Annotated in this window: 10 protein-coding genes and 1 pseudogene; 5 read left to right on the top strand and 6 right to left on the bottom strand. The window is 65.3% G+C overall.

Features of this window, described 5'->3' with window-relative positions; genetic code table 11:
- The first annotated feature begins 18 nt into the window (after positions 1–18).
- The 3 genes from XH96_RS27630 to XH96_RS27620 all read left to right on the top strand — a co-directional run bounded on the left by XH96_RS27630 (position 19) and on the right by XH96_RS27620 (position 4,601).
- The gene (locus tag XH96_RS27630) at positions 19–2,544 is read left to right on the top strand and encodes a circularly permuted type 2 ATP-grasp protein (protein ID WP_194388577.1); all 2,526 of its coding nucleotides are present in this window, start codon (positions 19–21) and stop codon (positions 2,542–2,544) included.
- Positions 2,541–3,419, top strand: a complete 879-nt coding sequence (locus tag XH96_RS27625) for a transglutaminase family protein (RefSeq protein WP_194388575.1) — start codon at positions 2,541–2,543, stop codon at positions 3,417–3,419. The genes XH96_RS27630 and XH96_RS27625 overlap by 4 nt, the downstream gene beginning before the upstream one ends.
- A gap of 210 nt (positions 3,420–3,629) precedes the next feature.
- Complete coding sequence (locus XH96_RS27620) at positions 3,630–4,601, top strand: ABC transporter substrate-binding protein (RefSeq protein WP_194388573.1); 972 nt, start codon at positions 3,630–3,632, stop codon at positions 4,599–4,601.
- Between the two features lie 304 nt (positions 4,602–4,905).
- Here XH96_RS27620 and XH96_RS27615 read toward each other — a convergent pair whose 3' ends face one another.
- Positions 4,906–5,823, bottom strand: a complete 918-nt coding sequence (locus XH96_RS27615) for a LysR family transcriptional regulator (protein ID WP_194388571.1) — start codon at positions 5,821–5,823, stop codon at positions 4,906–4,908.
- A gap of 106 nt (positions 5,824–5,929) precedes the next feature.
- On the opposite strand from XH96_RS27615, the pseudogene XH96_RS27610 reads away from it, so the two are divergent.
- Together XH96_RS27610 and XH96_RS27605 are read left to right on the top strand one after the other, a co-directional pair.
- Positions 5,930–6,874, top strand: a pseudogene (locus XH96_RS27610) (alpha/beta fold hydrolase); the annotation flags it as partial.
- A 575-nt stretch (positions 6,875–7,449) separates the two neighbouring features.
- Positions 7,450–8,064, top strand: a complete 615-nt coding sequence (locus XH96_RS27605) for an alpha/beta hydrolase (protein WP_194388568.1) — start codon at positions 7,450–7,452, stop codon at positions 8,062–8,064.
- Positions 8,065–8,157: 93 nt separating this feature from the next.
- On the opposite strand, the gene XH96_RS27600 is transcribed toward XH96_RS27605, so the two are convergent.
- From XH96_RS27600 to XH96_RS27580, 5 genes are all read right to left on the bottom strand, one after another.
- Positions 8,158–8,982, bottom strand: coding sequence for a phosphodiesterase (locus tag XH96_RS27600; protein ID WP_194388566.1), 825 nt, complete (start codon positions 8,980–8,982; stop codon positions 8,158–8,160).
- Positions 8,983–9,050: 68 nt separating this feature from the next.
- Complete coding sequence (locus tag XH96_RS27595) at positions 9,051–10,331, bottom strand: ABC transporter substrate-binding protein (RefSeq protein ID WP_194388564.1); 1,281 nt, start codon at positions 10,329–10,331, stop codon at positions 9,051–9,053.
- A 28-nt stretch (positions 10,332–10,359) separates the two neighbouring features.
- Positions 10,360–11,196, bottom strand: a complete 837-nt coding sequence (locus XH96_RS27590; protein ID WP_194388562.1) for a carbohydrate ABC transporter permease — start codon at positions 11,194–11,196, stop codon at positions 10,360–10,362.
- Entirely contained in the window at positions 11,193–12,140 is a 948-nt protein-coding gene (locus tag XH96_RS27585; RefSeq protein ID WP_194388560.1) for a carbohydrate ABC transporter permease, read from the bottom strand. The genes XH96_RS27590 and XH96_RS27585 overlap by 4 nt, the downstream gene beginning before the upstream one ends.
- Positions 12,133–13,284, bottom strand: coding sequence for an ABC transporter ATP-binding protein (locus XH96_RS27580; protein ID WP_194388558.1), 1,152 nt, complete (start codon positions 13,282–13,284; stop codon positions 12,133–12,135). The genes XH96_RS27585 and XH96_RS27580 overlap by 8 nt, the downstream gene beginning before the upstream one ends.
- Positions 13,285–13,384 lie beyond the last annotated feature (100 nt).

Genomic DNA, 13,384 nt, shown 5'->3' with positions numbered 1-13,384 from the left:
GGGGGCAGGGAGAGGCGCATGGGCGAGGGCGCAGCCGAACAGGATGACAAGGCGGAGAAGGCGCAGGGCCAGCGTGAAGGCCAGCGCCGCCTCGCGCAATGGGTCCGCGACTATAGCCGGCTGCCCGGCATCCCCGACGAGTTCTTGGGCCCGGACGGCGCCCCCCGCGCGGTCTGGAGCCGCTTCTTCGACGCCTTCGGCGCGCTGGCGCCCGACGAGATCGAGCGGCGATTCGGCATGGCCGACCGCCATCTCCGCGAGGCCGGCGTCACCTACCGCGCGCCCGGCGACAGCGCCGACCGGCCGTGGTCGATCAGCCATCTGCCGCTTCTGATCGACGAGGCCGACTGGCGGCAGCTTTGCGCCGGCATCACCCAGCGCGCCGAGCTGCTGGAACGCGTGCTGCGCGACATCTATGGCGAGGGCCGGCTCGTTGCCGAAGGCGCGCTGCCGGCGGCCGCGATCGCCGGCAGCCCCGAATATCTCCGTCCCGTCTGCGGCGTGCCGCCGCCCGGCGGGCGCTATCTCTCGCTCTATGCCGCCGATGTCGGCCGCGGGCCCGACGGCCGCTGGTGGGTGCTCGGCGACCGCACCCAGGCGCCATCGGGCGCGGGCTACGCGCTGGAGAACCGTCTGGTGCTCTCGCGCGCCTTCTCCGACCTCTACAAGTCGATGAACGTGCCGCGTGTCGCGCCGTTCTTCGAGGCGTTCCGCGACTCCTTGCGCGCGCGCGCCGACCGCGACGAGCCCAGGATCGGCGTGCTCACCCCCGGCAGCTTCAGCGAGACCTATTTCGAGCATGCGACGCTGGCACGCTATCTCGGCTTCCTGCTGGTCGAGGGCGACGATCTCGCGGTCAGCGACAACCGCGTCCACATCCGCACCGTGGCCGGCCTGAAGCGGCTGGACGTGCTGTTGCGCCGGGTCGATTCCAACTCGCTCGATCCGCTCGAGCTCGATGCCTCCTCCCGGCTCGGGGTGCCCGGCCTGATCGACGTGCTGCGCAAGGACGGCGTCGTCGTCGCCAACATGCCGGGCTCGGGCGTCCTGGAGGCGCGGGCGCTGCTCGGCTTCCTGCCGGCGCTCAGCCGCCGCCTGCTCGGCGAAGACCTGAAGATGCCGCACATCGCGACCTGGTGGTGCGGCCAGCGCGCGGCGCGCGACGAGGTGCTGGCGCGGCTCGACGAGGTCGCGATCGAAGGCGCCTACCGGCGCGGTGTGCCCGGTATCGACAGCAACGGTCCGGTGCTCGCGAGCGAGCTGGATGCCGCCGACCGCCAGCGCCTGGTCGACGCCATCACCGCGCGCGGCATGGACTATGTCGGCCAGGAAGTGGTGCGGCTCTCGACCATGCCGGTGTGGGAGCAGGGTCAGCTGACGCCGCGACCCTTCGTGCTGCGCGTGTTCGCGGCCGCCACGCCCGACGGCTGGGCCATCATGCCCGGCGGGTTCTGCCGCATCGCCGAGCAGCCCGATGCGCGTGCGGTCTCGATGGGCGACGGCGCGCGCGCCGCCGACGTCTGGGTGGTCTCCGACAAGCAGGTCTCGACCGCGACGCTGCTGCCGGCGACCGACAAGGTGCGCATCCGCCGCATCGCCGGCGTGCTGCCGAGCCGCGCCGCCGACAATCTGTTCTGGCTCGGCCGCTGTCTCGAGCGCGCCGAGGCGACGCTGCGGCTGGTGCGCGCCTTGGGCTCGCCGAGCGGGCCCAACAAGGGCACCGCGGCCTCGCTGCAATCGGCCGAACGCATCCAGCGCCTGCTGGTGGCCTGGGGCGCGATCTCGCAGACGTCGCGCGCGGCGCCCGGGCGCATCACGGCCGAAGCGTTGCAGAGCGCGGAGCGTTTCGGCTCGGCGCTGTCGCTGGTGCGCGCGGCACAGCGCACCGCGACCTCCTTGCGCGAGCGGCTGTCGCCCGATGCCTGGCAGGTCATCACCGAGATGGCCGAGCGCCTCGCCATCGAGGTGGAGGACGACGACAGCGTGCTGAGCGCCGCCGAACTGACCTTGCAGGAGCTGGCGAGCTTCGCAGGCCTTGCGCAGGAGAACATGAACCGCGCCGCCGGCTGGCGCTTCCTCGACATCGGCCGCCGCATCGAGCGCGCCATCAACACCACGCGCTTCACCCGCCAGTTCGCCTATGACGAGGCCGGCGATGAGGATCTCGACATCCTGCTGACGCTGGTGGATTGCCAGATCACCTACCGCTCGCGCTATCTGCTGGCGCCGATCCTGGCCCCGGTGCGCGACCTCGCCGTGCTCGACGGCTACAATCCGCGGTCGGTGGCGTTCCAGGTGACGACGCTGAACGAGCACATCGCCGCGCTGCCGAGCTTGAGGGAGCACGGCCTGATCGAGAAGCCGCAGCGGCTCGCGGTGGCGATGCAGGCGATGCTCGCGACCGCGGAGGCCGAGAGGCTCGAGGTCAAGACCTTGTTCGCGCTGGAGCAGGATCTGCTCAGCCTTGCCGACGCGATCGGACAGCACTATTTCCCGCACGGTCCCAATGCCAGCCGGCCGGAAAAGCTGACGGGGCTGGCGTGATCTACGACATCCGCCACGTCACCACCTACGAGTACGAGCATCCCGTCAGCTTCGCCCGCTGCACGCTGCGGCTGGAGCCGAGAAGCGGCGGCGGGCAGGAACTGATTTCGCACAATGTCGAGATTCATCCGCGCCCGGCCGAGCGCAATGTGCGGCGCGATTTCTTCGGTACGCTCACCGAGAGCGTCGTGATCGAAGCCGCGCATCGCAATTTGCGCATCGACTCGCGCTCGCGGGTGTCGGTGTCGCGCCAGCCGCCGCCACGTGATGCGGCGAGCCCGTCCTGGGAGAGCATTCGCGACCTTGCCTTCGAGGCGACGAGCCTCGGGCCGGCTTCGCCCGTCGGCTACGTCTTTGCGAGCCCCCTGGTGCCGGTGCTGCGCCCGGTCAGCGCCTATGCCGCGGAGAGCTTTGCGCCCGGCGCGGGCATCCTCAAGGGCGCGGTCGATCTGATGCATCGCATCCGCAACCAGTTCCGCTACGACCCCAAGGCCACGGTGATCTCGACACCGCTCGACGAGGTCTTCGACAAGCGTCACGGCGTCTGCCAGGACTTTGCCCATGTGATGATTGCAGGGCTGCGCGGGCTCGGCCTGCCCGCGGCCTATGTCAGCGGATATCTGCGCACCATTCCGCCGCCGGGCCAGCCGCGTCTGCAGGGCGCCGACGCCACCCACGCCTGGGTCTCGTTGTGGTGCGGCGAGGAGCTCGGCTGGGTCGATCTCGATCCGACCAACGATGTCCTCATCGGCAACGATCACATCGTGCTTGCAATGGGGCGCGATTTTTCCGACGTCTCGCCGGTCGACGGCGTCATCGTCGGCTCGCAGAAACAGAAGCTCGGTGTCGCCGTCGACGTGCTGCAGGCGGAGTAGGGCGTGTACTCATATGCGTCGGCTTAGCAAGGCGAAGCGGACGTCTGTCATCTTGAATGTGATCGGCGGCTTGTGACTCATAGCGGACATCGCCCACTCCCGGCCTTTGAGTGCGTTGCAAGCAGATATGTTCCCCACTAAGATTGACTTGGCCAGACGTCTGACCGCAACGAATGCGGCCTACCATGGCTTTGCTCACGAGGTGATCGAATGAAGCGCCGTGAGTTCATCATGCTACTTTGCGGCGGTGCTGCAGCAGCCTGGACAATCGCGGCGCGTGCCCAACAGGGGAGCAGGTTACCGACCATCGGCGTTCTGCTCACTGGTAATCCCGACCCAGAATTGTTTTTGGTCGGATTTCGCGAGGCACTTCGAAGAATTGGTTACATCGAAGGTAAAAATGCTCGTTTGGAGGTGCGTACGGCTGGCGGTACCGCTGCACTTCTTCCAGAAAAAGCGACCGAACTAGTGCAGTTGAAGGTCGATGTAATCGTTACTTCGTTGACACCCACGGCCGAAGCAGCAAAGCGGGCGACCAGCAGCATTCCGATCGTGATGGCGGCGGCGGGCGATCCTGTCGCGACCGGATTAATAGATAGCTTAGCCAGACCCGGGGGTAATGTAACGGGCATTGCCACCGCGAGCGCTGCGTTTGCAGGCAAGAGCATTGAGTTGATACGTGAGGTAATCCCGGCAGCTCGCCGTGTCGCAGTTCTTGCCAACGAAGCTGATCCCTTTTTTCGACCATTCCTCGCACATCTTTATCAAGGCGCTCTTGCGCTCGGTATCGAGATTGAAACCGCGCTTACTCGACCGGAAACGCCGCTTGATGGCGTCTTTCTGGAACTGGCCAAGAAACGTGTTGATGCGTTGATCGTTCAGGCGAGCATCCTGAAAAGAGAGGTTCTTGATCTCGCGCTAAAGGATGGGTTGCCGACCTTTTCGAGCAACCGACAAGTCGCCGACGCCGGAGGTCTGATGTCTTACTCGGCAAGCAGCGAGGAAGTATTTCGGCTAGCGGCCGGATATGTGGATTCAATTTTGAAAGGCCGAAAGCCCGCAGACCTTCCCGTCTCCCAGCCAACAAGATTTGAATTGGTCATAAATCTCAAAACTGCGAAAGCGCTCGGCGTTATTATTCCCCCTACGCTGCTCGCCCGGGCGGACAGAGTTATAGAGTAGGAGACCAATGTCGGCTTCTGGACCGAACCGACAAACTCAGTCGGGTGGCTTGATGTCGGCAACGAGGGGTAAGCCGGACGCGGGTTTGATCGCGTAGAACCGACGCGATTGACCCTGGCTGTGCAAAAACGTGCGGGATCCAAACCAGGCTAGAATTACATTCATCAATTCGTCGTCCAAATGGAGATCACTTGCGAGCTTAAGCGCAAGATCACTCTCGGGCGAATAATCCATTCTATCGCGCTCAGGCGTCTTGGCGTTTTCAAACAACCAAGACCCTTAGCGGTCATGGGGTGGCCGTCCCTCATTGATGCCGTCCACGACCGCCGACCATGCACTCCACAAGATAGTCCACGAATACCCGGACGCGAGCAGGCATGTTCGCCCCACCGACGAAGACGGCATGGAAGATCTCCTTGTCACCAGGATTGAACTGTTCGAGAAGCGCGACCAGCCTCCCGTTCGCGATCGCGTCCCCCAGGCTGAAATTTCCGACGCGGGCGATGCCGACGCCGTCCAGAGCCAGTTGGCCCAGCGTCTCGCCACTGTTGGCCTCAATGGCGCCTCGCACCTTCAAGGCGAAGTCGGCGCCGTCCCTGCGGAACGGCCAGACCGGTTCGGCCCGGCGAAAGCTGAAGTTCAGGCAATTGTGGTTGTAGAGGTCCTCCGGCGTTTCGGGCACGCCCCACCGCGCCAGGTAGTCCGGCGCAGCGACGATGGTTCGGCCGTTCTCGCTGAGGCGACGCGCCGTGAGCGCGCTGTCGGTCAGTGGCCCGCCGCGAACCGCCACATCCGCCTGCCCCGCAGCGACGTCGACCATCCCGTCGCTGAGATTGATGTCGACCACGATGTTGGGATAGCGGCGCACGAACTCGCCAAGCAGCGGCACGATGCAAAGCCGCCCGTGGGAGACCGCAGCGCTGACCCTGATGCGGCCGCGCGGCGAACCTTGGTCGGAGATCGCCTGCTCGGCTTCGTCGAGGTCGGCGAGAATGCGGCGGGCCGCGCTCAGATAGGCGCGGCCTTCTGCCGTCGGGGTCAACGCGCGCGTCGTCCGCAATAGCAGGCGTGCGCCGAGCCGCTGCTCGATCCGGTCCAGGGTGCGGCTCACGGCCGAGGGCGTCAGTCCGAGCGCGCGGCCCGCAGCCGAGAAGCTGCCGCCGTCGATGACCGCGCAGAACACTTCCAGCTCCCGGGCACGGTCCGCCTTATCTACCGCCACCTTTGCGCTCCATTCAAAAGTACTTGGCCTGGATACTGGCTAATCCTGCCGATCTTCCTCGTCTAGCTTTGCGTCTACGAAAAAGACGTCACACAGGAGATCCCCCATGAACGTCCTCACCAAGCTTCGCCGGTTTGCCCTGACCGGCGCCGCGCTCGCCGGCCTGGCCGGCACCGCCGCGCCAGCGGCCGACGTGCCGACGGAATTTACGAATGCCTTCCGCACCGAGGAGATCGCGACCAATGGCACGACCCTGCACGTCCGGGTCGGCGGGTCCGGACCGACAGTCGTGCTGCTGCACGGCTATGGCGAGACCGGCGACATGTGGGCGCCGCTGGCGGCGAACCTTGCGCGAACTCACACGGTCATCGTGCCCGACCTGCGGGGTATGGGCCTTTCCGCTAGCGCGGACGCCGGTTTCGAGAAGGTCAATCAGGCGAACGACATCGTCGGCGTGATGGACATGCTGCACGCGTCGCGCGCTGACATCGTGGCGCACGACATCGGCAACATGGTCGCCTTCGCCCTGGCCTCGCGGCATGCCGAACGAGTGTCGAAGCTGGTGCTGATGGATGCTCCGGTTCCGGGCGTCGGGCCGTGGGAAGAAATCCTGAAGAACCCGTTGCTGTGGCACTTCCGGTTCGGCGGGCCAGACATGGAGCGCCTGGTGGCGGGCCGCGAGCGGATCTATCTCGATCGGTTCTGGAACGAGTTTTCGGCCAATCCGGCCAATTTTCCCGAGGCGTCACGGGTGCACTACGCGCAGCTTTACGCCGCGCCGGGGCGAATGCACGCCGGCTTCCGCCAGTTCGCCGCCTTCGATCAGGACGCGATCGACAACCGCGCTTGGCTCTCGGCCCACGGCAAGCTGCACATGCCGGTTCTCGCGATCGGCGGCGCTGCATCCTTCGGCCCAGCAATGGCGGCGGTGATGCAGGCGGGCGCGATCGACGTGCAGGAGCAGGTCATCGTAGGCTCCGGTCACTGGCTGATGGAGGAGCAACCGGCGGCTACGGCGACCGCGATCGAGACCTTCCTCGACGAAAAACCCGTCGCCGCGGAGAGCGGACACCTGAGACAGACGGCTCTGACGCTGGAACAGGCGCAGGCAATGCCGCAGTCCGGCGCGGGTGCCGGCACCTCCGGAGTTGCCGCCATCCGTACCGTGCTGCTCTCCGGTGATCCGGCCAAGCCCGGCCCCTACGTGCTCGAAATCCACGTTCCGTCGAACACTGCGATCGCACCGCACACCCACCGCGACGACCGCTTCGCCACGGTGATCTCCGGCACCTGGTACTTCGGTTACGGCAGCAGGGCGTCAGACGCGGTCAAGCCATTGACCGCAGGCGGCCTCTATACCGAGCCCGGCGGCGTTGCGCACTTTGCCTTCACACGCGCCGAGGGCGCCGTCGTCCGTCTGACCGGCATCGGCCCCAGCGACACGTCATTCGTCCCCGCGCCCGCTTCCCGCTGACCCGCCCAGAGAACTTCAAATCGACCCACCAAGGAAATTCCGATGCCGACAAGCTGGGTGCAGCTCATCTGCGAACTGCAGCGGGACTGGAATCGTGCGGCAACAGTGCCTGGCTTTTCGGATATCCTGTTCGCGGTTGAAGGCCGCTGATCATGATCATGGAGACCGTCGACGCTGCGATCATCGAGCGAACCAACTCATCGCAGAAGCAGCCGGTCATCTTCATCCATGGTTTGTGGTCAAAGCCCGGTTTCTGGTACGGTTGGGCTGATGTGTTCGAGGGAGCCGGCTTTGCTCCCTTGGCGCCTGAATGGCCGGCGGAGCTGGGCGGCGCCGCGGCACCAGAAACCATCGGCGAGGTCGCGTCGCATTTGGCGCGGATCGTCGGCGCACTGGACCGCCGCCCGGCGCTTATCGGCCATACGTTTGGTGGGCTGATCGCGCAGATCCTGGCCGGGCGTGGGCTTTCGGCTGCGACAGTAGCGATCGAACCGGCTTCATTTGGCGCGGTGCCGCCACCCGTCTCGACCGGGGCTGCAATCGAGGCTGAGGTCGCCGCGCGTGGACCGTTGCTGATGATCTGCTACGAGCGCGACCACACCCTACCGCCAACAGTCACCCGGGCCGCCTACGAACAGCAGAGGCGCAATAAGCACGCTGTCACCGAGTTCGTCCAACTTCCAAGACGCGGCCGCTCACTGGCTATAGATAGCGGCTGGCCGGAGGTGGCAGAGACGGCGCTGACATTCCTGAGACGCTTTCTATAGCGTTCAGTCCCTCGTGTTCGACGGAGCGGGCCCTACAAGAAGTGCAGCGCGGGTTTATGAGGACACGCGCTGGAAATGGTCGGCGCTCGCCGGTCAGCGAACCATGGTCTCGCGATCCCAGGCCTGATAATCGGGTGAGCCCTCGACGCGGATGGGACCATCGTAGCCGTATTCCACCATGTGTACGGTCACATAATCCTCCCCGAAAAAGACGACTCCATACGATTGCGGAAGGTCGGACGCGCTCAGCAGCGTGGTCTCGGAGAACAGCGGAAAGCTCGCGTGGTTGGTGCCGCGCAGCGACGAGGCGGGTACCCCTGCAACCGAGCCGGCAAGGGGCAAGTGACAATGCCCGAAGAAGACGTGCCGGATCTTTGTCCGATGCTGGCCAACGAGCCGCCGGAACGGTGCTTCGTCGAGCAGGCGGATCTGGTCGAGCGGACCGAGATGCACCGGCATGGGGTTGTGGTGCATGAAGAGCAGGAACGGTCCGTCATGCTCGGCAAGCCGTGCCTCGAGCCAGGCAAGACGATCTTCGCAATAACGGCCGGCATGCGTCTCCGGGTGGGCGGTGTCGAGGAACAGGCAGCGGCCGGCGGCGGTATCGTGGATGCCCTGGACAAAGCCGTTGTCGTCGGTGAGGTCGGGGAACACGCTCAGGAAGGCGGCGCGCCGGTCGTGATTGCCGATGCACAGCCGCACCGGCAGCGGGTATGCGTCGAGGCGCTGCTTGAGCCATTGATAATCGGCGAGATCGCCCCAATCCGAGAGGTCGCCGGTGATCACCATCAACTCGGCGTCGTGATGGTCCTTCAGCGCATGCGCCAGCGCCCGTTCGAAATTGACCCGCGGATCGCGGCCGCCGATGGTCGCGCCGGGCGCCGTCAGGTGAATGTCGCTCAGGTGCAGCAGTTTCATCGCCATCTCCAGTTATTGGTGCGGCACGGGGCGCCGATGGCGTCCCGTGCCGGTGGATGTCAGGACGCTCAGCGCGCCGCGCCGGTGGTCTTCGGCAGCAGCTTCTGCACGTCAGCGGTCATGTCGGCGAGGACGGCCTCCGGCTCCTTGGCGCGGGCGCCCGAGATGATCGAGTTGAGATGATCCTTGATCACGTCGGTGATCTTCAGGCCGTTGTCGCCGGGGAAGGCGTACCATTTGGTGAGCAGCGCGAGCTGGCTGACCGCGGTGTAGTTGTTGGGGTTCTTGACATAGAAGTCCTTCAGATAGACGTCGTTGGCGACCTTGTTCGGCGGCATGTAACCGGTGGTCTCCGCCATGATCGCGGCGCCCTTGGGGCCGGTCCAAAACTTCACCGCTTCCCAGGCGGCGTCGCGCTTGGCCTTGTCCTTGGCGAGGATCAGCACGACATTGCCGCCGGCCGGCAGCCGGCCGTTCGGAGCAACGACGTCCGGGAACGGAATTGTCTTCAGTGCGAACTTGCCGCCGGTCATCTGCGTGACCTTGTTGAGGTCCGAGGTCGAGGTGATGTGAAAGCCGGTCTTGCCGGCCGCGAACGTCGCGCGCATCGACGGCTGGTCGAGATTGGGCATGACGCCCTCGTTGACGAGCCGCGCAATCGTGTTGATGGCGAACTTGCCTTCCGCCCCGTCGAACGCGACCTTGGTCTCGTCGGCATTGAGCATGGTGCCGCCGCGCGCGAACACCGGCGCCTGCCACAGCCAGTTGCCGGTGATGTCCCAGGCATAGGTGACGCCGTTGGTGTCGTTGCCGAGCGCCTTGACCTTCCTGGCGAGCGCGATCAGCTCGTCCCAGCTCTTCGGCAGGTTGTTGACGTCGCCGCCGGCCTGCTTCACCAGGTCGAGATTGACGTAGACGATCGGCAGGGAGATCGCGAACGGAAGGGCGTAGACCTTGCCGCCGGCGGTGCCGATGTCGTACATCGCCTGGTGGAAACCCTGCTTGTCGAAGTCCTTTTCGGCCGCGATGTAGCCGCCGAGCTCGGCCGGGATGTTCTTGTCGACCAGGACGCGGATGCGGTTCAGTCCCTGGAAGGACACGTCGGGCATCTGGTTGGTGACGGCTTCGCGCAGCACCTTCTGGGTGGCGTCCTCGTAGGATTCGTAAGGCGCCCGCATGGTGACCTTGATCTCCGGGTGCACCTTGGCGAACTCCTCGGCGATGCGCTTGTGCGTCTCGGTGAACAGCTCCGGATAGGGATACTGCATCACGATCTCGGTCTGGGTCTGCGCGAGGGCAGAGCCGGCCGCAAGCGACAGAGCCGCCGCGGCGATGATGGACTTCAGCATTGATAGACTCCTGTTTGAGGTGACGCGGTTACTTGATGCCGGTGAGGGTGATGCCCTCGATGAAACGGCGCTGGGCAAAGAGGAAGGCGATGACGAGCGGCGCGATGATCACCATCGCCGCGGCCATCAGCGGGCCGTAGCTGGTGCCGGCCTCGTTGTTGCGGAAATGCGCGACCGCAAGCGGCGGCGTACGCAATTGCTCGCTGTTGAGCACGATCAGCGGCCAGAAATAGTCGTTCCAATGCGCGACCACGGAGAAGATGCCGAAGGCGGTCACGGCAGGGATTGCAGCCGGCAGCATTACCCGCCAGACGATGCCGAATTCGGAAATGCCGTCCATGCGCGCGGCATCGACGAGATCGTCCGGCACGGTCTTGAAGAACTGGCGCATCAGGAAGATGCCGAACACAGAGATCGTGAAGGGCAGGACCAGCGCGGCATAGCTGTCGAGCAGGCCGGCCTTGTGCAGCATCAGGAAGACGGGGATCGCGGTCGCCTGCGGCGGGATCAGGATCCCGAACAGCACGAGCGCGAACAGCGTCTCGCGGCCGTGGAAGCGAAGCTTTGCCAGCGCGTAGGCCGCCGGCAGCGCCACCATCACCTGCAGCACGAAGATCGAGATCGTGACGATGACGCCGTTGAGCAGGAAGCGCAGCAGATTGGCCTTGGCGAAGGCTTCGCGCAGGTTCTCCGCCAGCGCGAACTGGTGCGGGATCAGGTGCAGCTCGCTGGAAAAGATCTCGGTCTGTGGCTTGGACGCGGTCGAGATCATCCAGATGAAGGGCGCCAGCATGAGCGCGGCGCCCGCGATCAGGAGCACGTGGCGGAGGATCGCCCGGAACGGGATGGGATGCGCGTAGCTCATGTGTAGTGCACGCCGCGATCGGCGAGCCTCGATTTTATCAGGGTGAGCAGGAGAACGAAGACCAGGAAGACGACGGTGATCGCCGCGGCATAGCCCGAGCGGAAGAATTCGAAACCTTCCGTGTACATGGTGTGGATCAGGACCTCGGTGGATTTCGACGGGCCGCCCTTGGTCAGGACGTGCACGGTGTCGAACACCTGAAACGAGCGGATGCCGGAGATCACGACGACGAAGGTCGTGACCGGCCCCAGCATCGGCCAGGTCACGAGGCGGAAGCGGGCCCAGCCGCTCGACGCGCCGTCGATTTCGGCCGCTTCGTAAAGCTGCTTAGGAATGGAGACGAGGCCGGCGAGGAATAGCACCATGTTGAAGCCGACCGCCTGCCAGATGCCAATCGCGCACAGTGCATAGAGGGCGGTGCTGCGGTCCTGCAGCCAGGAAAAGGCCGGCAGGCCCGCGCCGCGCAACATCCCGTTCACCAGGCCGAATTGCGGGTGCAGCATGAATTCCCACACCACCGCCATCGCGATCAGGGTCGCCATGACGGGCAGGAAGTAGATCGTCCGGTAGAGGCTGCGCAGGCTGGTGCCGCTCTGGATCAGGAGCGCGATCGCAAGGCCTGCGATCACGGTGCCGGGCACCACGATCACGACGTAAGCCAGCGTGTTGCGCAGCGCGGTCCAGAACACCTTGTCGGCGAACAGGTCCTGGTAGTTGGCGAGGCCGATCCAGGCGAAATGCGGCGCGCCGAGCTGATAGTCGGTGAAGGAGAGGGCGATCACGCCGGCGAGCGGACCAAGCAGCATGATCAGCATCAGCGCCGCGGCCGGCGTCACCAGGGCGTAGGCGGAGTATGTCCGCCGGCTGCCATGGGCCGGCAGCGTGCGCCGTGTCGCGCCTGCGGGAGCGATGGCCGCGCCTAGGGTCATGGAGCCGTCAGACATGGGCGGGCTCACGGATGCGCTCGGGCTGCTCCAGTCTGATCTCGATCCGCTTCCCGGCCGGATCGAAGATCCGCACCGCGTCGGACGCGAAACCAAAGGCGACGGAGCTTCCCATCGCAGGCAAATGCCTGACGTCCGCGAGCCGCGCGATCAGGCGCAATCCGGCGCCTTCGATCGCAAGGTGCACGAAAGCCTCCGCACCGAGATTCTCCAGATGGACGACGGTTCCGGAGAAGGGCCCCGCACCGACGTCGATCCGCTCCGGGCGAACGCCGACGCGGCATTCGCCGGTCGCCGCATGGCACGACAGCTTCAGGGCAGTCCCGAGCACGTCGATGCCGGCGTCCTTGCGGATCCGGCCGGGGAGGACGTTGATCTTGGGGCTGCCGATGAATTCGGCGACACGGATGTCGTCGGGGTCGTTGTAGATCTCCGCCGGCGTCCCGGCCTGAATCAATTCACCGCCCATCATGACGGCGATCCGGCTCGACATCGTCATCGCCTCGGCCTGGTCGTGCGTGACGTAGACGAACGTCGCCTTGAGGCGGCGATGCAGCTCGGCGAGTTCTGCGCGCATATGGACACGCAGCTTTGCGTCGAGATTGGAGAGCGGCTCATCGAACAGGAAAGCCAGCGGCTCGCGCACCATCGCGCGTCCGACCGCGACGCGCTGCCGCTGTCCGCCGGACAATTGCCCGGGCTTGCGCCGCAGCAAGGGCGCGATGTCGAGCTGCTCGGCGATCCCTTCGACGTCGGCCCGGATGTGCCGTTCCTTGGCGCGCCGGGCCGGCAGCAGCTTGCCGAGCAGCGGCAACCGTTCGATCGCCGAGAGGCGCCGCATCCTGAGCGGCACCGCAATGTTGTCGAAGGTACTCAGATGCGGATAGAGCGCGTAGGATTGGAAGACCATCGCGAGGTTGCGCGCGCTCGGGCGAATGGCATCCACGGGGCGGCCGTCGATGTGGACCTGGCCGGAATTCTGCGGCTCGAGGCCGGCGATGATGCGGAGCAGGGTCGACTTGCCGCAGCCGGAAGGACCGACCAGCGAGATGAACTCGCCGTCCTCAATTCGGAAATCAATGCCCTTCAGGACGTCGGTGCCGTCAAAGGACTTGCGGATTGCGGAAAGTTCGATCTGCGCCATGCGCGCTGAGTCCCCTGCTGGCCTTGTTGCGGCGCATGAGGAGTAGGGAGCGCATCTGACATTCACATAACGGTCAATGGCGGTCCCTATGGTCGTCCCA

Source organism: Bradyrhizobium sp. CCBAU 51765 (assembly GCF_015291725.1).
GTDB classification, from domain to species: Bacteria; Pseudomonadota; Alphaproteobacteria; order Rhizobiales; family Xanthobacteraceae; genus Bradyrhizobium; species Bradyrhizobium liaoningense.
The sequence above is the reverse complement of the archived record's forward strand: the minus strand, read 5'-3'. Positions and strand labels throughout refer to the sequence as shown.

Bases quoted from the DNA above. Each gene is read 5' to 3' on its own strand.
- XH96_RS27580 (WP_194388558.1), bottom strand. From the start codon at position 13,284: ATGGCGCAGATCGAACTTTCCGCAATCCGCAAGTCCTTTGACGGCACC.
- XH96_RS27600 (WP_194388566.1), bottom strand. From the start codon at position 8,982: ATGAAACTGCTGCACCTGAGCGACATTCACCTGACGGCGCCCGGCGCG.
- XH96_RS27630 (WP_194388577.1), top strand. From the start codon at position 19: ATGGGCGAGGGCGCAGCCGAACAGGATGACAAGGCGGAGAAGGCGCAG.
- XH96_RS27595 (WP_194388564.1), bottom strand. From the start codon at position 10,331: ATGCTGAAGTCCATCATCGCCGCGGCGGCTCTGTCGCTTGCGGCCGGC.
- XH96_RS27605 (WP_194388568.1), top strand. From the start codon at position 7,450: ATGATCATGGAGACCGTCGACGCTGCGATCATCGAGCGAACCAACTCA.
- XH96_RS27585 (WP_194388560.1), bottom strand. From the start codon at position 12,140: ATGTCTGACGGCTCCATGACCCTAGGCGCGGCCATCGCTCCCGCAGGC.
- XH96_RS27590 (WP_194388562.1), bottom strand. From the start codon at position 11,196: ATGAGCTACGCGCATCCCATCCCGTTCCGGGCGATCCTCCGCCACGTG.
- XH96_RS27620 (WP_194388573.1), top strand. From the start codon at position 3,630: ATGAAGCGCCGTGAGTTCATCATGCTACTTTGCGGCGGTGCTGCAGCA.